The following is a 22,417-nucleotide window of genomic DNA, read 5'->3' on the forward strand; positions in this document are numbered from 1 at the left end:
CGAGCGATTCTCGGGACCCTCCGACAGGAGGATGGGTCAGCGCTCCGACCAGGGGATCTTGGGCCGCGAGCCACCCTCACGGACCGCCCGGTGCGCGGCCCGGGCGAGCCGGCCACCCCACAGCGAAAGCGGCCCGCCGTACGGCTCCGCCGGCCCGTCCGCCGGGCACAGCACGGTGACGGCGTCGGTGGCGGTGCCCGTCGCGTGGAGGCCGAGCTCCCAGAGCGCCTGGGCCTTGGCTTCTGTGATCGTCGCGACAGCGTTGACCAGGGCGGCGTCGCTGAGCCGCTGCGGCAGGAAGGCCACGATGTTGATCGTTCCGGGCCGGTGCTGATGCGGGATCACGTGGTCGGCGGCGGCCATGATGGGCTTGCCGAGCCCGACCGTGGCCCAGACCTCAGCGTCCCCATCCACCGCGGCGACCCGTTGCGTCACGTCTACGCCCGTCAACAAACCGACACCGGCGCCGTCGAGGCCCAACTCGCCGGCCAGCGCGGCCAGGTGCTCGTGCGGATCATCGCGGGCGTACGACATGGGCACGGTCGCGTTGACCACCCAACCGCGGTCGCCGATCCCGCCGCCGAGCGGGGCCGAACTGATCGCCCGCATGAGTGCGGGTAAGCGCCAGACCAGCAGGGGGATACTTTCGCCCTCCTCCTGACGCGCGGTAAGAATGGGCTTGAACGGCACGCGCCGACGATAGGGCAGGTGGCAACCGGGTGGGTCGGCCCAGCGCATGGACTGATCACGATCCGGGGGTTGCCGGGCCGGTTCGCCGATGCGTACGCCTAGACTGACTGCGCGCGGTTTCCGCGCCATTCGTGGAACTGAGGTGCGCGATGGATGAGGTTCTGGCCCGTAGCGGCATCTTCCAGGGTGTAGACCCGGAGGCGGCCGAAGCGCTCGCCAAGGACATGGAGACCATCGAGGCCCGAAAGGGCGAGATCGTCTTCAACGAGGGCGAACCAGGCGACAGCCTTTACATCGTGCTGAGCGGCAAGATCAAGGTGGGTCGCCGCGCCGCCGACGGCCGCCAGAACCTGATCGCGGTGATGGGCCCGTCCGACATGGTCGGCGAGCTGTCGCTGTTCGACCCGGGCCCGCGCACCGCCACCGCCACGGCGGTGACCGACACCCGCCTGGCCCGCCTCCGCAAGCAGGCGCTGCGCCCGTGGCTCAACAACCGGCCGGAGATCGCCGAGCAGCTGCTGCGGGTCCTGGCGCGCCGCCTGCGGCGTACCAACGATGCTCTGGCCGACCTCATCTTCACCGACGTGCCGGGCCGCGTGGCCAAGAACCTCCTCCAGATGGCGGGCCGCTTCGGCACCCGCGACGGCGGCGTCCTGCGGGTCACCCACGACCTGACGCAGGAAGAGATCGCCCAGCTGGTCGGGGCGTCGCGAGAGACCGTGAACAAGGCCCTGGCCGATTTCGCTTCGCGCGGCTGGCTGCGGCTCGACGGCAAGTCGATCATCATCCTGGACCCGGAGCGGTTGGCTCGGCGGGCCCGGGTCTGAAGGCTTTCTCTTCTCGTCTGGTTGCTGTCTGGGGCTGTGGTGCGCGCGGACGGTCGCAAAGAGCACGCCCTGATTGTCGGCGCGCACAACATCTCCCCCCGCCCTGATTCAGTGCCTGGCGGGTCGACTGCGATGCCTGGGTCGCGGGCCACAGTCCATTGGTCGAGGTTCGCTCGCAGAGCGCAGGCCGGGTGGGCCTAGCGCGCTTCTAGCGGCCCAGTGCGGATATCGCGCTGCCGCGCGTGGGCGTTCGCTGTCGGCGGCGGGCCGCCGTCCTTCGGACCGCGCCGCGTGCCGCGCCGCGTGCCGCGTCGCGCGTGCCGCGTCCCCGCGCCGCCTGCGTCGCCCCGCTCCGTGCCGCGTCCCCGCGCCGCCTGCGTCGCCGCGCTCCGTGCCGCGTCCCCGCGCCGCCTGCGTCGCCGCGCTCCGTGCCGCGTCCCCGCGCCGCCTGCGTCGCCGCGCTCCGTGCCGCGTCCCCGCGCCGCCTGCGTCGCCGCGCTCCGTGCCGCGTCCCCGCGCCGCCTGCGTCGCCGCGCTCCGTGCCGCGTCCCCGCGCCGCCTGCGTCGCCGCGCTCCGTGCCGCGTCCCCGCGCCGCCTGCGTCGCCGCGCTCCGTGCCGCGTCCCCGCGCCGCCTGCGTCGCCCCGCCCCGTGCCAGCGGCGCACCTCGGCCGACTCCCGCTGGTCGGCGCGGCCGTCGTGCACCACCGCCCCCTGCTCGCGCCGCCCGTGCCCGCGCCGCCCATCGCTTCTGTGCATCGCCAGCCGTCGCGCCGCGGTGGGCATCGCCGCTTCGGGGTCGTCGCGCGCCGTTGAGCCGGCGCCGCCACCCGCACCCTCGCCGCGGCGGCACCCGCGGGGCCATCCCGCTACGGCGGCTCTGCATCGGCTCGTCTGCGCCGCCGGGTCTGTCATTGCCCTGTTCATCCGAGTGCCGCCGGCGGGTTTCCCGCGCCTCCGGCGTACCCCATGGTCGGGACGATTTGGGGTTGGTTTTCGGATCTTGTGGATGGCGGCGTGGGGTTGTCGGGGGTGCGGAATAGTCTTTGGCACGTGAGTAGGACAGCCGTGTTTGACGCGGAGACCGAGCTTGGGCGCAAGCGGCGGGCGCGCAGGATGGGGCGCATCCTGACCGAGACGCATCCGGATGCGCACTGTGAGCTGGATTTCAGCAATCCGCTCGAGCTCGCGGTGGCGACCATCCTGTCGGCGCAGGCCACTGACAAGAAGGTCAATGAGGTCACGCCCAAGGTGTTCGCGCAATATCCGACGGCGGCTGACTACGCCGGGGCCGACCGGGCGGAGCTCGAGGTGACGCTCAAGCCGACCGGGTTCTTCCGCAACAAGACCGACTCGTTGATGAAGCTCGGGCAGCAGCTGGTGGAGCGGTTCGACGGCCAGGTGCCGGGCAACCTGCCCGACCTGGTGAGCCTGCCGGGCATCGGGCGGAAGACCGCCAACGTCATTCTCGGCAACGCGTTCGGGGTGCCGGGCATCACCGTCGACACGCATTTTCAGCGGCTGGTGGGTCGATGGCGGTGGACCGCGGAGACCGACCCGGTCAAGATCGAGCACGCCATCGGCGGGATGTTCGAGAAGCGCGACTGGACCATGTTGTCGCACCGGGTGATCTTCCATGGTCGCCGGGTCTGTCATGCCCGCAAGCCGGCCTGTGGGGCGTGCACGTTGGCCAAGCTGTGCCCCGCCTACGGCACCGGGCCCACCGATCCGGTGCAGGCGGCCAAGCTGCTCAAGGGGCCTCGGGCCGCGCAGCTGGCCGAGGCCGTCGGGGTCGACCCGTCGGTCGTCCCGCAGCAGGCGTTCACGGCGGACGTGCCGTGAAGCGCTACCTACCCCTGATCATCCTGCTGGTCGTCGGGGTCCTCGCCGGGGTCGGCGTGCGGGCCTGCTCCAACCGGACCTCGTCGAACTCGCTGGCGGCGGACGGCACGGGCGAGCCGGCCGCGTCGGCGGGAGCGCCCGCGGCTCCGTTCGCCGATTGCCGGGCGTTGACCTCGGCGCCGCCGGAGGCCTCGGGCGCCGCCGCGGCCGCGGCCACCGACATCGCGCTACCCACCGCCGAGCTGTCCTGCTTCGGGGGTGGCAAACTGCGGCTCGCGGACGTACGCGGACCCGCCGTGATCAATCTCTGGGGCTCCTGGTGCCCGCCCTGTCGCGAGGAGCTGCCGTCGGTCAACGCCGTCGCGCAGCGCACGGCCGGCCTCGTGCACTTCCTCGGCGTCAACACCCGCGACAGCCGGTCCGACGGTGAGGCGATGACCAGCGAGTTCGGCCTGAGCTTCGCGAACGTCTTCGACCAGGGCGAGCAGGTACGCGTCGCCCTCAAGCAGCCCGGCCTGCCCGTCACGCTGTTCGTCGACTCGGCGGGCAAGGTGGTCCACCTCTACAACGGCACGGCGCTCGACGAAGCGCGCCTCGCCGACCTGGTCAAGCGGCAGCTAGGTGTGGCGGTCCCGGTTGGCTGAGGCACGGCGGAACGACATCTGGTTCAACGGGGGTGCGCCGACCAGTGGCTCGCGGCTGTTCCCTGGGGTCGACGCCGGCCTGCCCGACGGGGTGGGCGCCCGGCGGCGGCGCTCGGACGCCGGCGAGCTGGCGCTGCCGGACTGGTTCGCGCCGCTGCTGACCCGGCTGCACGGGGCGCGGGCGGAAGACTTCACCCGGATACCGACGCCGGATCGGGCCGGCCGGGACAGCGCCGTGCTGGTGCTGCTCGGCGAGGAGGACGACGGCGGGCCCGACATCCTGGTGCTGCAACGCGCGGCGACCTTGCGCAACCATGCCGGCCAGCCCGCCTTTCCCGGCGGCGTGGCCGACCCCGGTGACGCCGACCCCGCCGCCACGGCGCTGCGCGAGGCCGACGAGGAGGTCGGCCTCGACCCGAGCAGCGTGACCTTGCTGGCAGAGCTGCCGCGGCTGTGGATTCCGGCCAGCGACTTCCTGGTGACGCCGGTGCTCGCGTGGTGGCATCGCCCGCACCCGGTGGCGGCCCGGGACCCGGCCGAGGTGGCCCACGTGGCCCGGCTGCCCGTATCGGAGCTGGCCGACCCGGCCAACCGACTCCGGCTGCGCCATCCGAGCGGCTGGATCGGGCCGGCGTTCGAGGTGCGCGGGATGCTGGTCTGGGGATTCACGGCCGGGGTGCTGTCGACGCTTCTCGACATGGCCGGGTGGTCGCGGCCGTGGCCGCAGGATCGGATCGGCGACCTGCCGCCGTCGACTCCGCCGCCGGCAGCGTCGGCGGATCGCGACGAGACGCCTTAGCCGGCTGATCTTGGTGCGGGGGCGTGTGGGCCCGGCAAGGGTGGCCCTGTGCCTCGCCCCGCCTGTCAGCCTCGCCCTGGGCGTCGAGCTCAACGGAGGCCCGCCGACAAGCTGTACCTCGTCGGCATCGCCGTGCCCGGCCCCCGCGTCGACGACGGTGATCCCAGTTCGTCACCGAGCAGCCCAACAACGCCGCGGGCCGGACACGGCAGGCCGGGCGCGGCATCGTTGTACCCGCCCAACAATGCCTCAATCCGACTTATCCGTCTGGCGGGTGGCTGTCCCTGTTCGACGGTGTCGGCGCGTGTCGGGGTGGGCTGAGTCGAGCGGGGCAGGCGCAGGGGTGGCCGGACGCCCGTACCCTGTCAGGGTGTCCGCCGTCGACCTTGTCCTGATTCTGCTGATGGTCGTGTTCGCGGTCAGCGGCTATCGGCAAGGGTTCGTGATCGGCGTCCTGTCGTTCGTCGGCTTCTTCGGCGGCGCGCTCATCGGGCTTCAGGTCGGGCCGCTGCTGGCCCAGCGCTTCGCCGACGGCGCACTCCGCGTCGTCGTTTCGTTGGTGGCGATCTTCGGGCTCGCGGTGCTCGGGCAGGCGCTCACGGGGTGGGTCGGCACGTACCTCCGGCACGCGATCACCAGTCGCGCCGGCCGCCGGGTCGACGACGCGGGCGGGGCGGTCGTGTCCGTGCTGGCCGTGATGATCGTCGCCTGGCTGGTGGCGGTGCCGCTCGGGTCGTCGTCGGTGCCGTGGCTGGCGAGCTCCGTACGCAACAGCGCGCTGCTCGACGGCGTCGACAAGGTGCTGCCGGAGCAGGCGCAAACCCTTTCGGAGTCGCTGCGCGAGACGGTCGACACGCGCGGCTTCCCTGACGTCTTCGGCGGCCTGACCGCGACCCGCGCCCGCGAGGTGGCCGCGCCCGATCCGGCGCTGGCCGGCTCCCAGGTCGTGATCAACTCGCGGCGGTCGGTGGTCAAGGTGCTCGGGTCCGCGCAGAGCTGTGGGCGGCGGATCGAGGGCTCAGGCTTCGTGTACGCCCCCCAGCGCGTCATGACCAACGCCCACGTGGTCGCCGGCACCGACCGGGTGTCGATCGAGGTGAACGGCGATCGCGAGAGCGGCCGGGTGGTGGTCTACGACCCGAACCGCGACCTGGCCGTCATCTACGTGCCCGACCTCGAGGCGCCGGTGATGCCCTTCACCCGGAGCGCCGCCAAGGCCGAGGCCGACGCCATCGTGCTTGGCTATCCGCTGGACGGGCCCTACAACGCGCAGTCCGCCCGTATCCGCGATGTCGGCGACATCACCGGCCCCGACATCTACGAGTCGGGCAAGGTTACTAGGGAGATCTACACGATCAGGGCGCTGGTACGCAGCGGCAACTCGGGCGGCCCGCTGATCACTCCGAACGGGACCGTCCTCGGCGTGATCTTCGCTGCGGCCGCGGACGACCGGAACACCGGGTTCGCGGTGACAGCCGACGAAGCCTCCGGCGTCGCCCGGGCCGGCATCGACCGCACCAGAGCAACCGCCACGGGCGACTGCGTTTAGCGAAAGCGGCAGTGGCCGGCGAAGCACGCGTTGATCACGGGGCGAATTCGTCATCCGGACTGGACGGCGCCGGTCCGGAATTGAAGCGGCCACCGGCCGCGGAGCGGCGGTCGACGTCCGATACCCAGCGTCCGTGACGCCGGCGCTCAGAGCACGGTGGTCTACCAACTTGAGGCTAGGGCGCCGCCTTGCCTCCCGCGACCGCGCGGGTCGGTCAACGCTCGGCTAGGGGCGTCGCCGCCTTGCCTCGGCGACCGCGCAGGTCGGTCAGCGCTGGCTGAGGCCGTGGCCTTGGCTGCGCGTAACCGCGCGGGTCGCGTGGCCGTGGCCTTGCCGCCGCGACGGCGCGGCGCTGGGCTGGGGCCTTCGCCCGTGCCTCCACGAGTGGGCGGGTCGGTCGGCGTTGGGCTTGGGCCGCGGCCTTGCCGCCGCGACGGCGCGGCGCTGGGCTGGGGCCTTCGGCCGTGCCTCCACGAGTGCGCGGTTTGGTCGGCGTTGGGCTTGGGCCGTGGCCTTGCCTCCGCGTACCGCGCGGGTCGCTCGGCCGTGGCCGTGGCCTTGCCGCCGCGACGGCGCGGCGCTGGGCTGGGGCCTTCGCCCGTGCCTCCGCGTAACCGCGCGGGTCGCTCGGCCGTGGCCTTGCCGCCGCGACGGCGCGGCGTTGGGCTGGGGCCTTCGCCCGTGCCTCCGCGAGTGCGCGGTTTGGTCGGCGTTGGGCTTGGGCCGTGGCCTTGCCTCCGCGACGGCGCGGGTCGGTCAGCGCGTTGGGGAGGTCGGGGTCGCGTTCACGGCGGCGCCGCGGAGAGGGCCCGCTCAGTCGTGGAGATCCACCCGCGGCGGATCGAACAGCGGGGGAGGGTGACCGCCCGGCGTGCTGGGCGGGCCGACCTCGTCCGGGCGCGCAGGCTAGCGGAGGTGTCTTGGTTCCGGTGGGGGTCGGCGGGGTGGGCGGCGTTTGGCCAGTAGGGCCATTGCCGGATGGCGGGAGAAGAAAGCCATCGCGATGATGCCTGTTGCCAAGATTAGGAGGGCGACGGCGGTGGCGATGCGCCAGCCGATGGGGTTGGGCTGGTGGGTCGGGGTTGCCGAGCGTTGGGCGGCGGAGCCGGACGCTCCGGCCGAGTTCTGGGCCGCGTCCGTGTCGTTGGCGCCGCCGCCGGTGACCGCGTCGGTGCCGCGGCCCGGGGCCGGGCCGAAGCCCGCCACGCCGGGGGTCTGGTTGTCGTCCAGCGGGTTGCGGGTGACCGAGCCGACCTGGGTGGTCAGGGCGGCCAGCGGGTCGACCTTGCCGAAGCCGTAGGTGTTGTCGCGGCCGGGTGTGCCCAGGTCGTCGGCGGTGTTGATCAGGCGGTTGACCACCTCGCCGGCGGGCATGGCCGGCCAGCGGGAGCGGACCAGGGCCGCGGCGGCCGAGACCAGCGGGGCGGCGAAGCTGGTGCCGCGGACCCGCCAGAAGCCGCCGGACTTCGCTCCGACGAGGTCGGTGGCCGGGGCCGTCAGGACCGTGGCGCTGCCGGTGATCGAGCCGTTCCAGAGGACGTCGGTTTCCTTCTCCAAGCCCGCGACGGCGATGACGCCGGGCTCGCGGGCCGGGTACCAGACGGTGGTCGTGGCCTCCGGCAGCACGTTGCCGGTGCAGGCGACGACGACCACGTCGCGGGCGAAGGCGTAGTCGAGGGCCGCGGCCAGCGCCGGGCTGGTGCCGGCGCCGCCCAGGGACAGGTTGATCACGCGGGCGCCGTTGTCGACGGCCCAGCGGACCGCGCGGGCCACGATCATCGCGTCGCTGTAGCGGTTGTCCGCGTCGAGGACGCGGACGGGGAGGATCTTGGCGTTGGGGGCCAGGCCCATGACGCCGTCGTCGTCGTCGGAGCGGCCCGCGATCAGGCCCGCGACCGTGGTGCCGTGGCCCACCGGGTCGGTGTGGCCGTCGCCGCCGCCGGGCTTGACCAGGTCTTTGCCCGGGAGGACCTGGCCGGCCAGGTCTCGGTGGCTGCCGTCGACGCCGGAGTCGATCACGGCGACCGTGACGCCGGCGCCGGTCGCGTAGCGCCAAGCTGTCTTGGCCCGCAGCTCGCTGAGCTGCCACTGCTCGTCACGGACCGAGTCGGCGCGGACCGGCAACATCGGCGTCATCGGTGTCAGAAGCGCGGCCTGGCCGCCCTGCTCAGGCGCCACCGTGGTCGGTGCAGGGAGAGGCAGCGGCGTGACCGTCAGGACCATCGCCGCCGTCATGGCGACCAGCGCCGCCCCTCCTAGCCGTGGGACGGCGCTCCGGCGCTGGTGCGTCAGCCTCGTCACCCTCACGGCCTTCTCACCCCGGGAAGTTCCTGTGCTGGGAGGTTACCCCGAGCCAGCACCTGCGCGGGACACACAATGTGCGACCAGTTCGCCATCTCGTCCGGGCCCGGCCGGCTGACCTCAGACGTGTGCGCAGCGTTAGGCCCTGGTCTCTGTCCGGGGCAGGGCTGCGCCCGCCCAGCCGCCGCCTGGATCACCTCGACCCCGGACACAGACCGGGGCCTAGACATCGATCGCTGGCAGGTGCGCGAGTTGGACCAGCCGGGCGCCCGCCTTGCGGGTGACCAGCCGGCCGCGGCCGGGCGGCAGTGGGCCCGGGCGGACCGGGCCGATCAGCGGACCCTCGTCGGGGTCGCCGGACATCACCAGACCGGCGGTGGCCAGCTCCCGCAGCCGTTGGATGATCGGGTCGTAGAGCGCGCGGGCCGCTCCGCCCGTCCGCCGGGTCAGCACCAGGTGGAGGCCGATGTCGCGGGCCTGCGGCAGGAACTCCTCGAGCGCCCGCAGGGGGTTGGCCGGCGCCGCCGACACCAGGTCGTAGTCGTCGACCAGCACGAACAGCTCGGGACCCGTCCACCAGCCGCGGTCACGCAGCTGCTCGGGCGTGACCTCGGGCGGCGGCAGCCGGTCGCGCATGTAGCCGGCCACCGACTCCATCAGCTCCGCCGTGTCGGCCGCCGCCGTGCCGTAGCCGATCAGGTGGTCACTGCGCACCGCCCCGAGCAGGCTGCGCCGGTAGTCGACCACGATCACCCGGGCCTCGTCGGGCCGGAACCGCCGCGTCACGGTGGTAGCCAGGGCGCGCAGGAACGACGACTTGCCGCACTCCGGGTCGCCGAAGAGCAGGAAGTGGGGGTCGGCCGCGAAGTCGAGTGCGACCGGCCGCAGGTCGGCCTCGGCGATGCCGATCGGCAGCGTGAGCCCGCTCGTGCCGGCGTCGTCGAGCGCCGCATGGGGCACCGCCGGCGGCAGCAACCGCACGGGCGGCGCCACCGCCCCGGGCCAGGCCGCGGCCACGGCCTTGGGCAGCGGCACGTCGCCCGTGATGGCCGGGAACAGCGTCAGCAGCTGCAGCCCGTCGCTGGTCACCCCGCGACCGGGCGAGTCAGGGGGTACGCCGGCCGCGGCCGCCCGCGAGACCGTCGAGTCACTCGGATCGCCCAGCCGCAGCTCGAGCCGGGCGCCGAACAGGTCGCGGGTGGCCGGCCGCAGGTCCAGCCACCGGTTCGCCGAGGCGAGGACGTGGATGCGGTAGGCCAGGCCCCGCCCGGCCAGGTCGGCCACCACGGGCTCCAGGTCGTCGAACTCCGCCCGCAGCGTCGACCAGCCGTCGACGACGAGGAACACGTGCGAGTCGGCGGGCGTCGACTGGCGCTCCCGCTCGGCCAGCAGGCTGCTCAGCTCGCCGATGGTGCGGCGGACCGCGGTCGGCTCGAGCCGGCTGGCCACCCCGCCGACGTGCGGCAGGTCGCGCAGGTCGGCGAGCCGGCCGCCGCCGAAGTCGAGGCAGTAGAAGCGCGCCTCGTCGGGCGTGTGCGCCAACGCCAGCCCGCACACCAGGGTGCTCAGCGCGGTCGACTTGCCGCTGCGCGGCGCACCGACCACCGCAACGTGCCCGGCCGCGCCGTCGAGGGCGAACCACAGCAGGTCGCGGCGCTGGTCGAACGGGCGGTCGACCACCGCGACCGGGACCTGCAGCGCCCCACGTAGCTCCGGGTTGGCGAACGTCAACCCCCGGCCTGGCACGACCACCGGTGGACCCAGCACGTCGTCGAAGGTGGCCGGCTCGGCCAGCGGCGGCAGCCACACCTGGTGTGCCGGCGGTCCTTGCCCGGCGATCCGGTCGACCAGCGCGTCGAGCAGGCTCGGCCCGGCAGCGGGCGGCGCCGTCGCGGGCGCCGAGATCGGCGCCGTCGTGAACGGCAGCACCACCGGAGCGGCCCGGACATCAGCGGCCCGCCGCGGCGCCGGCACCGGGCCCGACACGTATGCGACCCGGAATCGGCGCAGCGGGTCGGTGCCGGCCTTGAGGTAGGCGTGGCCGGGTGCCCGGGGCAGCTCGTAGGCGTCCGGCACGCCCAGCACGGCCCGCGACTCGAACGGCGAGAACGTGCGCAACCCGATCCGGTAGGAGAGGTGCGTGTCGAGGCCCCGCAGCCGGCCCTCTTCGAGGCGCTGCGAGGCCAGCAGGAGGTGCACGCCTAGCGACCGGCCCAACCGCCCGATCTGGACGAACAGGTCGATGAAGTCGGGCTTGGCGGACAGCAGCTCGGAGAACTCGTCACAGACCACGAGCAGCGACGGCAACGGCGCCAGCGGTGCGCCGCTCGACCGGGCCAGCTCGTAGTCGCGCCGGCTCGCGTAGTTGCCGGCTCGCCGGAGCAGCTCCTGCCGCCGCACGAGCTCGCCGTTGATCGCGTCGACCATGCGGTCGACCAGGTGCAGCTCGTCGGCCAAGTTGGTGATCAGTGCGGCGGTGTGCGGCAGCCGGTCGAGGCTGGCGAACGTCGCGCCGCCCTTGAAGTCGACGAGCACCAGGTTGAGCTCCTCGGACGAGTGCGTCGCGGCCAACCCGAGCACGAGGGTGCGCAGCAGCTCGGACTTGCCGGAGCCGGTGGCGCCGATCAGCAGCCCGTGCGGGCCCATGCCGTCGAGCGCCGACTCCTTGAGGTCGAGCTCGACCGCGCTGCCGTCGGCCGCCACGCCGATCGGCACCCGCAGCTGGTCGCGCACCGCCCGCGGCACCCAACCCTCGGCCACCGCATAAGCCGAGGGCTCCGCCACCCCCAGCAGATCGAGCAGCCCGAGGTCGGCGGCGGCCGGCGTGACCGCCGCCGGCCCCACGAGCCGGAGCGGCGCCAGCTGGCGGGCCAGCGCCTCGGCCGACGGCAGGTCGAGCCCGTCGGCGACGCCGACCGTGGCCACCCCGTCGGCCGTGGTCGTCTCCAGTGCACCGCCGGCCCGCCGGGTGAGCACCACCGTCGACGGGTCGAGCAGGCGCGGCGGCGTGCCGTCGATCTCGACCACGGTCACCCCGTCGACGCCGGCCAGCCGCGTGCCGCCGGCGCCGTCGACCACGACCACGACGTGGGCCGTGGTAGCACCGACAACCCCGTCGAGCAGCCGCTCCAGTGCCGGCACGGAGTCCGTGACGAGCCGCAGCGGGCCGAGGAGGTCGGACCGCGTCGGATGCCGGGCGTGCGGCAGCCACTTGACCCACTCCCACTCGGCACGCCGACCGGGCCCGGCCGCGACCGCCACCACCAAGTCCTCGGGCGCGTGGAAGGCCGCCAGCTGCGCCAGCATCGCGCGGACCAGGCCCGGCGAGCCGCGCACGTGCACGCGGGCGAAGCCGCGGATCGAGAGCGCCACCGGGAGATCAGGAATCACCGAGTACGCGTCGAGGAAGCGGCGCAGCGCCCCGGCCGTCATCGGCTCGAGGTCGTCGAGCGGCCGCGTCACGGGCGGCACCAGCGTCGTGGCCAGCGCCTGTGGCCCCACGCCGACCCGCACGACCGCGAAGTCGGGGTCGGCCGGCCGTCGCTCCCACAGGCGGTGGCTCTCGACGGTCGACCAGAGCCGGCCGGGATCGGGATGGCGGTAGCCGAGCCCCGCCCGCTGCCGCGCGACCGTCGCCCGGGCCTGCCGGCGCAGCAGCGACAGATGGCGCAGGTAGTCGCGGCGCGCGGCGACCAGCTCGGCCTTGCGCGGGCCGCCGTGCCCCCAAGAGGTCGCCAGCATCGCCAGCGACGAGATGCCGAACAGGCCGCCGACGACATAGGAGAACGCGCCGCCGCCCCGGCCCATCATCATCGCCATCGCCACGCCGCCACCGAGCATCGGCAGGAGCAGCATCAGCTGTTGCCACCGCCCGCCGGCCAGTGCCGGCAGCTCGGGCGGTGGCTCGACGCGCAGCTCACCGGCCGGGATCTCCGGCGCGGGCCGGCGCGGTGGCCGGCGCACCAGCACGGTCGACATGCCACCTCCCGATCTCGCTCCGCTGTCTCGGCGTCGCTCATGGTAGGCAATCGCGGGCGTGGATGGATGGCCAAAAGGGGGTCATGTGGATAACCCGCCGGAGCGGTAGCGTGCCGTCGTCCCCGCACCTCCCGGCTCCCCCCGCGATGGAGGACGATCGATGCACACCGGACTCGCCCTGGTCACCGTCAGCGCGCCGCAGCGACGGGTCGACATCGCGCTGCCGCAGGACGTACCCCTGGCCGATCTGCTGTCAGAAATATTGCGGCAGGCGGGCGTCGGGCTCGCCGACGACGGCGAGGCGCACGGCGGCTGGGTCCTGCGCCGCCCGGACGGCGCGGCGCTCGAGGCTGACACGAGCCTGCACGCGCAAGGGGTACGCGACGGCGACGTGCTGCACCTCGTGCCCGCTCGCCAGGAGTGGCCGGAGCTGGAGTTCGACGACGTCGTCGAGGCGATCGCCGACGGGGCCCGGCGGCACGGCACCGCCTGGTCCGGCCGGCACACCCAGCTCGCCGCGCTGGCCGCCGCCGGTGTCGCCCTCGGGGTCGGCCTGGTCGCCCTGCTGCGCGCCGGGCCCGACTCGATCGCCGCGATGTTGACGACGCTCGGCATCGCCGCCGGCCTCACCGTCGCCGGCATCCTCGCCGCCCGGGCCTACGGGCAGCGCGCCGCCGGGGTCGCTCTCGGGGCCTACTCCCTGCCGTACGCGTTCGCGGCCGGCGCGCTCCTCCTCGCCTCGAGCGGCGACCCGGCAAGCTTCGTGCCCGGCCTCCGGTGGATCGGCCCGCTGGACCTGCTCCTCGGTTCGGCGGCGCTGGCCCTCCATGGTGTGCTCGGGATCATCGGGGTCGGCGCCGGTCGCCGGATCTTCTCCGCCGCGGTGCTGACCGGCCTGTTCGGGATCGCGAGCGCCGCGGCCGGCTTCGGGCTCAGCGCGCACGGCGTCGCGGCGATCCTGCTCGCGGTGCTGGCCTGCGGCGTCGGGCTCCTACCGCTGCTGGCCATCCGGCTGGCACGGCTGCCGATCCCGCCGGTGACCCCGGCCGGCGCCGATCCGGAGCGGCCCGAGCGCGACCAGGTCTTCGCCGCCGTCGCCCGGGCCGAGGAGGTGCTCGGCGGGCTGCTGATCGGCCATGCGGTGCTGGCTGCCGGTGCGGCCACCGTGCTGGTGGCGACCGGCGGCGGCTGGGGTCGGGCGTTGGCCGCGGTCTGCGGTGTGGCGCTGCTGTTGCGGGCCCGGGTCTTCGGCACGGTACGCCAGCGGGTCCCGCTGCTGGCTGCCGGCGGCTGGGCGCTGGCGGTGGTGGCCGTCGCGGTCGCCGACCGGCCCGAGCCGCTGGCCGTGGTCGCCGTCGGCGTCCTGGGCTTCGCGGTGGCGCTGCTCTTCAGCCTCGCCAGCGCGGGCCGCCCGGCCGGCCCCTACCTGGGCCGGACCGCCGACGTCCTGGACACGGCCCTCGTGGTGGCGGTCATCCCCGTCGCGTGCGCGGTCCTGGGCCTGTTCGCCCAGGCCCGGACGCTGGTCGACTAGGCACCACGGCCCGCGGCGCGGGGCCAGCGCTGGCTCGCGACCTGCTGCGGGGCCCGGGTGAGCCGCGGCTAGTACGTGCCGGCGGCCTTGGCTTCTTCGGCGCGCTGGTAGGAGGCCAGGATCTCGGCCTCGGCGTCGGCGCGGCCGACCCAGGTCGCGCCCTCGACCGACTTGCCGGGCTCCAGGTCCTTGTAGACCTCGAAGAAGTGCTGGATCTCCAGGCGGTCGAACTCGCCGACGTGGTGGATGTCGCGGAGGTGTTCCTGGCGGGGGTCTTCGAACGGTACGCAGAGGACCTTGTCGTCGCCGCCCTTTTCGTCCTTCATCCGGAACATGCCGATGGCCCGGCAGCGGATCAGGCAGCCGGGGAAGGTCGGTTCGGTGACGAGGACCAGCGCGTCGAGGGGGTCGCCGTCCTCACCCAGGGTGTCTTCGATGAAGCCGTAGTCGGCCGGGTACTGCGTCGACGTGAAGAGGGTCCGGTCGAGGCGGATGCGGCCGGTCTTATGGTCGACCTCATACTTGTTGCGATTCCCCTTGGGAATCTCAACGGTGACGTCGAAATCCATTGCAAACTCCTTGCTGACCGCGTTGGCCCCCTGCAGACGCACGGACGCAAGTAGTGTCGCCTAGGCCGGGCATCGAACGGGAGGAGGGGCGGGTGGGGGAAGACTCACAACCGCGCCCCGCGCGCGGTCGGGCCCGGGTGCCGGGCGTCAACCCGCCGCCGGCGTCCAACCCCATGGAGAAGTCGCCCCCGCCGACGGGAGCCAGCTTACCGCCGACCGGACCAGGACCCGGTTCGACCCCTTACGGACCCAACGCGATGCCGCCCGGCCCGTTCCCGCCCACGGGACCCGCCCGAGCCCGCGCCACGCCACCACCGCCACCGCCACCCGCGCGCCCACCCGGTCCACCACCAGCCGCACACCCACCCGCGCGCCCGGCCGCCCCGGCACCACCCACCTCACCGGCCCCGACCCGCCAGCCCCCCGATCCACCCATCCCGTTAGGACCGGCCGCCCACCAGCCGCCCCCGGCCGCGCCACCCCCACGCCGTCGCCGGCCGCGCGCGTCGATGTTGATCGCCCTGACGGGCGTACTCGTGCTGGTCGTCTTCGCCGCCGGCCTGGTCGTGGTCCGGCCGGGCCCAGTCGCGGCCTGGCTCGGTGACGAGGCCGCCCGACCCACCGCGGTCATCGACCCGCCCGAGGCGCCGCCGGCCCCGGTGCTCGCCGCCCTCAGCGGCACGGCGCCCATGCCCGACAAGGCCGGCCTCGACGCGGCGATCGGCAAGCTGGTCACCGACAACGGCCTCGGCGGCCGGACCAGCGTGGTGGTCCGCGACGTGCTCAGCGGCAAGGTGCTCTGGGCCAAGGGCGGCGACCTGCCGACCGTGCCGGCCTCGACGATGAAGCTGGTGACGGCCGCGACCGTGCTGTCGACCCGCGGCCCCGCCCACCGGATCCCGACCCGCGTGGTCGCCGGACCCAACCCGGGCGAGGTGATCCTGGTCGGGGGCGGCGACCCGACGCTCGGCGCCAACGGCAAGTCCTTCTACCCCGGCGCGGCCCGGCTCGACCGCCTCGCGGCGGCGACGAAGAAGGCGCTCGGTGGCACTGCGCCGACCAAGGTCTACTACGACAGCTCGCTCTACTCCGGGCCCGTCTACGAGCCCGGCTGGGACTCCGACATCCCGACCGGCGGCTTCGGCGGCCCGTCGACGGCGCTGATGATCGACGGCGCGCGGAAGACCCCGACGGAGAGCGCCAACCACTACTCGGAGCGCACGAGCAAGCCCGACCTCGCCGCCGCCCAGGCGTTCGCCAAGGCGCTCGGTGTCAGCGGCACCCCGGCCAAGGCCCCGAAGGGCGCGGTCCCACCGGCCACCGCCACCGCCAGCCCCGCGGCCACGGCCGGCCCTGGCGACGAGCTCGCCCGGGTCGAGTCGCCACCCATGGTCCGGCTGGTCGAGTTCATGCTGGTCGACAGCGACAACGTGGTCGCCGAGGCGCTGGCCCGCGAGGTTGCGCTGGCCAAGGGCAAGCCCGCGTCGTACGCCGGCGCCCGGCAAGGGATGACCGAAGCGCTGGCCGACCTGGGCATCCCGACCGCCGGCCTGGTCCTGGCTGACGGCAGCGGCCTGTCCCGCACCGACCGGCTGACCGGCGAGGCGCAGACGGCGCTGCTCGCCCTGGCGGCGTCCGGCAAGCGTCCGGAGCTGACCGAGATGTTCGCCGGCCTGCCGGTGGCGACCTGGTCCGGGACCCTGGAGGACCGCTTCGGCGAGACGGCGGATCGCAAGGCCGCCGCCGGCGTGGTCCGGGCCAAGACCGGCACGCTGACCGGCAACCACGCGATGGCCGGCATGGTCACCACCGCCGACGGCCGGCTGCTGGCCTTCTCGGTGCTCACCGACGGGGTGACCGCCGGCAGCGACGAGGCCCGCGGCACCCTCGACCGGATCGCCGCCACCCTGGCCGGCTGCGGCTGCGACTAAACCAGGCCCCGACCAGCCAGGCCCCGACTAGCACAGAATCCGGCCGCTTGCTCCCGCAAACTTCAAGGCGCGCCGGGGATGTCCGGCCCGGGTACCGTGGGGTGATGGCGCAGTTCGTCGACTGGGATCTGGCCGCCGCCACGGCGGGGGCGCTCGGCAAGACCGGGCCCCGAGCCTCCTACGAAGAGGCCACCGAGGTGGTCGCCGACCTGCGGCGGCTGACCGAGGAGGCCGCCGGGCACGTCAGTGCCTACACGGGCCTGCAGTCGCAGGTCGCCCACCCGCCGGTGCGCATCGTCGACCGCCGCGACTGGGCCGCCGTCAACGTCGCCGGCCTGCGCGAGGTGATCACTCCGTTGATCACCCGGCTGTCCGGTGACAAAGAGCCTGGTGCGATCACCGATGCGATCGGGTCGAGGCTGACCGGAGTGCAGGCCGGCAGCGTGCTGGCGTACCTCTCGGGTCGGGTCCTCGGGCAATATGAGGTGTTCTCCGCCGACCCGGGCCAGCTGTTGCTGGTCGCCCCCAACATCGTCGAGGTCGAGCGCAAGCTGGGCGCCGACCAGCGCGACTTCCGCCTGTGGGTGTGCCTGCACGAGGTCACCCACCGCACCCAGTTCACCTCGGTGCCGTGGATGCGCGCCCACTTCCTCGGCGAGGTGCAGTCGTTCGTCGACGCCTCGCAGGCCGGCAACGAGCACTTCGCCGACCGGCTGCGGCGGGCCGTCGGCACCCTCTCCGACGCGATCCGCGACCCCGAGAGCCGGGCCAGCGTGCTCGACCTCGTCCAGACGCCCGGCCAGCGCGCCGTCCTCGACCGGTTGACCGCCCTGATGACCCTGCTCGAAGGACACGCCGAGTTCGTGATGGACGGCGTGGGCCCCGAGGTCATACCCACGGTCGAGCAGATCCGGGCCCGGTTCAACCGGCGCCGCGAGGCCGGCAACCCGCTCGAGAAGGCGATGCGCAAGCTGCTCGGCATCGACGTCAAGATGCGGCAATATGCCGAGGGTCGCAAGTTCGTGCACGGCGTGGTGGAGCGGGTCGGCATGGCCGGCTTCAACAAGATCTTCAGTTCGCCGTTGACGCTGCCGCGGCTGGAGGAGCTGGGCGACCCGGACGCCTGGGTGGCCCGGGTGCACGGTCCTGGCGGCGGCTCCGGGCCGGTGCTGGCGCAGGGCTGAGCACGTGGTCGGTCCCGCGCCACCGGTCGCCGCGACCCGCGTCGCGGTCCGCCGCATGCTGCACGGGATACACAAGGACGCGCTGGTGCTGGTCGCCTGCTCGGGCGGTGCCGACTCCCTGGCCCTCGCCGCCGCGACCGCGTTCGTCGCTCCCCGGATGGGTCTGCGCGCGGGGCTGATCACCATAGACCACGGGCTGCAGGACGGCTCCGACCGCCGGGCCACCGCCGTCGCCGCCTGGGGCGAGTCCGTCGGGCTCGACCCGTCGATCGTGGTGCCGGTCGACGTGGCCGGCCGCCCCGGCGGGCCCGAGGCGGCCGCCCGCGAGGCCCGCTACGACGCCCTGCTCGAGACCGCCCGCGCCCACGAGGCCAACTCCGTGCTGCTCGGCCACACCCGCGACGACCAGGCCGAGACCGTGCTGCTCGCGCTCGCCCGCGGCGCCGGCCCGCGCGGGATGGCGGCGATGCCGGACCGGCGCGACGTCGAAGGGGTGGCGCTGCTGCGGCCGCTGCTCGACATGTCACGCGACGAGACCCGCAAGGCCTGCGCCGCGATGGGTCTCGAGCCGTGGGAGGACCCACACAACCTCGATCCGTCGTACGCCCGGTCGAGGGTTCGTGGCTCCGCCCTCCCGGCGCTGGTCGACGCGCTCGGCCCCGGCGTCGTGTCCAACCTGGCCCGCACCGCGCGGCTGCTCGCCCAGGACGCCGAGGCGCTCGACGTGCTCGCCGCCGAAGAGCTCGAACGGTCCATGCTGGACGAAGGCCTGTCGGTGGCGATGCTGGAAGCGCTGCTGCCCGCCCTGCGCGCCCGGGCTTTGCACTCGTGGGCGCTGTCGCTGGGCTGCTCGCCGGCCGCGCTGTCGCACCGGCACGTGTCGGCCCTCGAGGCGCTGGTCACCGGCTGGCACGGCCAGGGCGCCGTGCATCTGCCCGGTGGCATCCGGGCGGCCCGGGTGGCGGGAGTGCTGCGGGTCCTTACAGACTGACCGGGTGGAAGCGGTCTGGTCGGTCAACGGTTCTGTCGCGACGAGCCAGCCGCTGGCGGCGGCGGCCGGGTTGGCGGTGCTGCGCCGCGGCGGGTCGGCCGTGGACGCCGCGGTGGCGACGGCGATCACGCTGACCGTGGTGCAGCCCGGCTCCAACGACATCGGCGGCGACCTGTTCGCGATCGTCTGGGACGGCACGCGGCTGCACGGGCTCAACGCGTCGGGGCGTTCGCCGGCGGCGCTGACCCTCGACCGGGCACTGGCCGCCGGCGTGGCGGCGACGGACGCGCACGGCGGCGCCCAGTCCGCCGGGCGGGTCCTGCCGGCGCGCGGCTGGCTGCCGGTGACCGTGCCCGGCGCGCCCGCCGGTTGGCGGGACCTGCACGCCCGGTTCGGCAAGTTGCCGTTCGAGGAGCTCTTCACGGACGCCATCGGGTACGCGGAATCGGGCTACCCGGTCTCGCCCCGCGTGGCCACGGCCTGGGCCCGCAGTGCCGCCGGCTATGCCGCGCTGCCGCCCGATCCGGCGTTGGCCGAGTGGGGCCGCCTGTTCGGCCGCCCGCCCGCGGCCGGCGAGATCTTCGCCAACCCGGACCAGGCCCGCACGCTCGGGCTGATCGCGGCGTCCGGCGCCGACGAGTTCTACAAAGGTGAGATCGCGGCGGCGCTGGCCGGCCACGCCGCGGCCACCGGCGGCCTGCTCACCGTCGACGACCTGGCCAACCACTCGTCGACCTGGGTGACGCCCTTCAAGACCGACTACCGGGGGTACGAGGTCTGGCAGGTCCCGCCCAACGGCCAGGGCGTGGCGGCGTCGGTGGCGCTGGCGATCCTGGACGGGGTGGATCTCGCGTCGATGTCGCCGGTGGAGCGGCTGCACTGGCGGATCGAGGCGACGAAGCTGGGCCTCGGCGACGCGCATGATCATGTGGCGGACCCGGCCGTCGCGGCCGCCGTCGAACCGCTGCTGGCACCGGCACGGATCACCGGGCTGCGCGCCGCGATCGGCCCCACCGCCGCCCGCGGTGCCGGCGCACCGCTGCGTGGCGGCACCGTCTATCTGTGCGCGGCCGACGGCGACGGGATGATGGTCAGCCTCATCCAGTCCAACTACCTGGGCTTCGGCTCCTACGTGGTGCTGCCCGGCTACGGGTTCGGCCTGCAGAACCGGGGCTGTGGTTTCACCCTGGACCCCGATCATCCCAACGTGGCCGGGCCGGCCAAGCGGCCGTACCACACGATCATCCCGGGTTTCCTGACCCGCGGCCGCGCTCCCGTGGGGCCGTTCGGCGTGATGGGCGGGCACATGCAGCCGCAGGGCCATGTGCAACTGCTCGGCGCCACCATTGACGACGCGTTCGACCCGCAGGCGGCGTTGGCCGCGCCGCGCTGGTACTGGCACGCCGACCGCACCGTCCTGCTCGAACCCGGCCTCGAGTGGGCGGCGGCCGACCTGGCGGCCCGCGGCCACGAGGTCGCGGTGACCGACGACCGGTCGCCGTTCGGCACGGGCCAGGCCATCTGGCGCACGGACTCCGGCGCGTACGTCGGCGGCAGCGACCCCCGCGCGGACGGCCTGGTCGCCGCCTTCTGAGCTATTTCCGGAAGGTCGACCGGTAGGCGTGCGGTGTCGCGCCGACCCGCCGGCCGAAATGGTGCCGCAGGGTCGCCGCGTCGCCGAAGCCGGACTTGTCGGCCACCGCGTCGACCGCGAGCTCCGTCTCCTCCAGCAGGCGGCGGGCGAGCAGCACGCGCTGGCCGGTCAGCCAGTCGTGCGGCGTCGTGCCGGTCTCGGCGCGGAAACGGCGGGCGAACGTACGCGGTGCCATGTGGGCCCGGGCGGCCAGGTCGTCGACCGTGATCGGGCGGTCGAGGTTGGTCATCAGCCAGCTCAGCAGCGGCTCGAGTGTCGGGGCGTCGGGCGTGCGGGGGATCGGCGCCTCGATGTATTGCGCCTGGCCGCCGTCGCGGTGCGGCGGGACGACCATCCGGCGGGCGAGCTTCGTGGCGATCTCGGAGCCGTGCTGCTGGCGCACCAGGTGCAGGCAGGCGTCGATGCCCGCTGCCGTGCCGGCGCTGGTCAGCAGGTTGCCGTCGTGCACGTAGAGGTGGTTGCAGGCGACCTTGGCCTCCGGGTAGCGCGCCTGCAGCTCGTCGGCGTAGCGCCAGTGGGTCGTGCACTCCCGGCCGTCGAGCAGGCCGGCCTCGCCGAGCACGAACGCGCCCGAGCAGACGCTGAGCAGCTGGGCGCCGCGGGCGTCGGCCCGGCGCAGCGCGTCGAGCACCGCGGGCGGCACCGTGGCGCCGTCCTTGTGGGCCGGCACCGCCACGAGGTCGGCGTCGTCGAGCGGGGCCAGGTCGGCGGCCGGCGTCAGGGTGAAGCCGTTCTGGGCCTGGACCGGGCCACCGTCGGGAGAGCAGACGTGGAACCGGTAGCCCGGGAAGCCGTCGGCCGTCCGGTCGGTGCCGAAGACCTCGCACAGCACGCCGAGCTCGAAGGCGGCCACGCCGTCCATGACGACGACCGCGACGTTGCGAAGCATGCCAGCAGCCTAGCGGAAGAGTGGCAGGATTTCGAGGGAGTATGGCATCTCTGCCACTGTCTGAGCGCGGTCCTATGGAGCAGACTCATCTATGCAAGAAAGCCCGGTGCGCACCGGTGGTCCTGAATCAGACAATGAGGGAGCACCGCCGTGGCAATCATCCTGTTCGTCGCATTCCTGGTCGCACTCGCGCTGGCCTCCGCGGTCGGCATCACGGCCGACTCGCACGACTCGGCCGACTGGAAGCCATCACGCGGTGGCTTCCGAGAACCACAGACTTACTGATCTTGATAGGTGGCTGCCCGATCGCCCTGGGTGGCCACCTTTCTTACTGGTGGGTCGGCCACCGGGCCGTAACCGGCGTGGGGCAGGCTAGGGGCATGACCGACGGCTCCGGTTCCTGGTACGACGCCGACATCGATCACGTGATCATCACCGAAGAGGAGATCCGCGAGAAGACCGCGACCCTCGCCAAGCAGGTGGCCAGCGACTACGCGACCGTGGAAGACGGTCTACTGCTGGTCTGCGTACTCAAGGGCGCCGTGATGTTCGTGGCGGACTTCGCCCGCGCGCTCGGTCGCCACGGCCCGCCCGTCGAGCTCGAGTTCATGGCCGTCTCCTCCTACGGCCAGGGCACGACCTCGTCCGGGGTCGTCCGGATCCTCAAGGACCTCGACCGGGACATCGCGGGTCGCCACGTGATCGTCGTGGAGGACATCGTCGACTCCGGGCTGACCCTGTCGTGGCTCCTCAAATACCTGGAGTCCCGCGCCGCGGCGAGCGTCGAGGTGGTCGCCCTGTTCCGCAAGCCGGACGCGATCAAGGTCCACGTGCCGGTGAAATACGTGGGATTCGACATCCCGAGCGAGTTCGTCGTCGGCTACGGGCTCGACTTCGGCGAGCGCTACCGTGAGCTGCCCTACGTCGGCGTCCTCAAGCCCGAGGTCTACGCACGAGTCTGAGGATCTCCTCAACTTCGTACAGCGGACTTACAGCATCCCCGGCTACCGTATTGGCTAGCGCGGGGCTCAGTCGT

17 protein-coding genes are annotated in these 22,417 nt (G+C 73.6%); 12 read left to right on the forward strand and 5 right to left on the reverse strand.

What is annotated here, in order from left to right; genetic code table 11:
- Positions 1 to 36: 36 nt before the first annotated feature.
- Positions 37 to 690 (reverse strand): adenosylcobinamide amidohydrolase, encoded by a 654-nt coding sequence (locus O7635_RS11075; RefSeq protein WP_278080323.1) that lies wholly within the window; start codon positions 688 to 690, stop codon positions 37 to 39.
- 149 nt (positions 691 to 839) lie between these two features.
- Between O7635_RS11075 and O7635_RS11080 the strand changes: the two genes are divergently transcribed.
- From O7635_RS11080 to O7635_RS11100, 5 genes are all read left to right on the forward strand, one after another.
- Positions 840 to 1,517 carry a Crp/Fnr family transcriptional regulator gene (locus O7635_RS11080; RefSeq protein ID WP_089254691.1) on the forward strand — a complete coding sequence of 226 codons (678 nt, stop codon included), beginning with the start codon at positions 840 to 842 and terminating at the stop codon, positions 1,515 to 1,517.
- 1,115 nt (positions 1,518 to 2,632) lie between these two features.
- A complete protein-coding gene (gene nth, locus O7635_RS11085) occupies positions 2,633 to 3,358 on the forward strand; it encodes an endonuclease III (protein WP_278085442.1) in 726 nt (241 codons plus the stop codon).
- Complete coding sequence (locus O7635_RS11090; protein ID WP_278080324.1) at positions 3,355 to 4,002, forward strand: TlpA disulfide reductase family protein; 648 nt, start codon at positions 3,355 to 3,357, stop codon at positions 4,000 to 4,002. The genes nth and O7635_RS11090 overlap by 4 nt, the downstream gene beginning before the upstream one ends.
- 127 nt (positions 4,003 to 4,129) lie before the next feature.
- Complete coding sequence (locus O7635_RS11095) at positions 4,130 to 4,801, forward strand: CoA pyrophosphatase (RefSeq protein ID WP_278085443.1); 672 nt, start codon at positions 4,130 to 4,132, stop codon at positions 4,799 to 4,801.
- A 370-nt stretch (positions 4,802 to 5,171) separates the two neighbouring features.
- Positions 5,172 to 6,350 carry a MarP family serine protease gene (locus tag O7635_RS11100; protein WP_278080325.1) on the forward strand — a complete coding sequence of 393 codons (1,179 nt, stop codon included), beginning with the start codon at positions 5,172 to 5,174 and terminating at the stop codon, positions 6,348 to 6,350.
- A 906-nt stretch (positions 6,351 to 7,256) separates the two neighbouring features.
- Here O7635_RS11100 and mycP read toward each other — a convergent pair.
- Positions 7,257 to 8,585, reverse strand: a complete 1,329-nt coding sequence (gene mycP / locus O7635_RS11105; protein ID WP_278080326.1) for a type VII secretion-associated serine protease mycosin — start codon at positions 8,583 to 8,585, stop codon at positions 7,257 to 7,259.
- A gap of 288 nt (positions 8,586 to 8,873) precedes the next feature.
- Positions 8,874 to 12,629, reverse strand: a complete 3,756-nt coding sequence (gene eccCa / locus O7635_RS11110) for a type VII secretion protein EccCa (protein WP_278080327.1) — start codon at positions 12,627 to 12,629, stop codon at positions 8,874 to 8,876.
- Positions 12,630 to 12,789: 160 nt separating this feature from the next.
- Between eccCa and eccD the strand changes: the two genes are divergently transcribed.
- Positions 12,790 to 14,163 carry a type VII secretion integral membrane protein EccD gene (gene eccD / locus O7635_RS11115; protein ID WP_278080328.1) on the forward strand — a complete coding sequence of 458 codons (1,374 nt, stop codon included), beginning with the start codon at positions 12,790 to 12,792 and terminating at the stop codon, positions 14,161 to 14,163.
- Between the two features lie 68 nt (positions 14,164 to 14,231).
- Here eccD and O7635_RS11120 read toward each other — a convergent pair whose 3' ends face one another.
- Positions 14,232 to 14,732, reverse strand: a complete 501-nt coding sequence (locus O7635_RS11120; protein WP_278080329.1) for an inorganic diphosphatase — start codon at positions 14,730 to 14,732, stop codon at positions 14,232 to 14,234.
- 509 nt (positions 14,733 to 15,241) lie between these two features.
- Between O7635_RS11120 and dacB the strand changes: the two genes are divergently transcribed.
- The 4 genes from dacB to O7635_RS11140 all read left to right on the forward strand — a co-directional run bounded on the left by dacB (position 15,242) and on the right by O7635_RS11140 (position 20,432).
- Positions 15,242 to 16,663 carry a D-alanyl-D-alanine carboxypeptidase/D-alanyl-D-alanine-endopeptidase gene (gene dacB / locus O7635_RS11125; RefSeq protein WP_278080330.1) on the forward strand — a complete coding sequence of 474 codons (1,422 nt, stop codon included), beginning with the start codon at positions 15,242 to 15,244 and terminating at the stop codon, positions 16,661 to 16,663.
- Positions 16,664 to 16,767: 104 nt separating this feature from the next.
- Complete coding sequence (locus O7635_RS11130) at positions 16,768 to 17,847, forward strand: zinc-dependent metalloprotease (protein WP_278080331.1); 1,080 nt, start codon at positions 16,768 to 16,770, stop codon at positions 17,845 to 17,847.
- 4 nt (positions 17,848 to 17,851) lie between these two features.
- Positions 17,852 to 18,838, forward strand: coding sequence for a tRNA lysidine(34) synthetase TilS (gene tilS / locus O7635_RS11135; protein WP_278080332.1), 987 nt, complete (start codon positions 17,852 to 17,854; stop codon positions 18,836 to 18,838).
- Between the two features lie 4 nt (positions 18,839 to 18,842).
- Entirely contained in the window at positions 18,843 to 20,432 is a 1,590-nt protein-coding gene (locus tag O7635_RS11140; RefSeq protein ID WP_278080333.1) for a gamma-glutamyltransferase family protein, read from the forward strand.
- A 1-nt stretch (position 20,433) separates the two neighbouring features.
- Here the strand turns inward: O7635_RS11140 and O7635_RS11145 are convergent, their stop codons facing one another.
- A complete protein-coding gene (locus tag O7635_RS11145; RefSeq protein WP_278080334.1) occupies positions 20,434 to 21,381 on the reverse strand; it encodes a helix-turn-helix domain-containing protein in 948 nt (315 codons plus the stop codon).
- Positions 21,382 to 21,531: 150 nt separating this feature from the next.
- Here O7635_RS11145 and O7635_RS11150 point away from each other — a divergent pair, with 150 nt between their 5' ends.
- Together O7635_RS11150 and hpt are read left to right on the forward strand one after the other, a co-directional pair.
- A complete protein-coding gene (locus O7635_RS11150; protein ID WP_278080335.1) occupies positions 21,532 to 21,666 on the forward strand; it encodes a hypothetical protein in 135 nt (44 codons plus the stop codon).
- Positions 21,667 to 21,761: 95 nt separating this feature from the next.
- A complete protein-coding gene (gene hpt / locus O7635_RS11155; protein ID WP_278080336.1) occupies positions 21,762 to 22,343 on the forward strand; it encodes a hypoxanthine phosphoribosyltransferase in 582 nt (193 codons plus the stop codon).
- The last annotated feature ends 74 nt before the right edge of the window (positions 22,344 to 22,417 follow it).

It is taken from the genome of Asanoa sp. WMMD1127 (assembly GCF_029626225.1).
Lineage (GTDB): Bacteria > Actinomycetota > Actinomycetes > Mycobacteriales > Micromonosporaceae > Asanoa.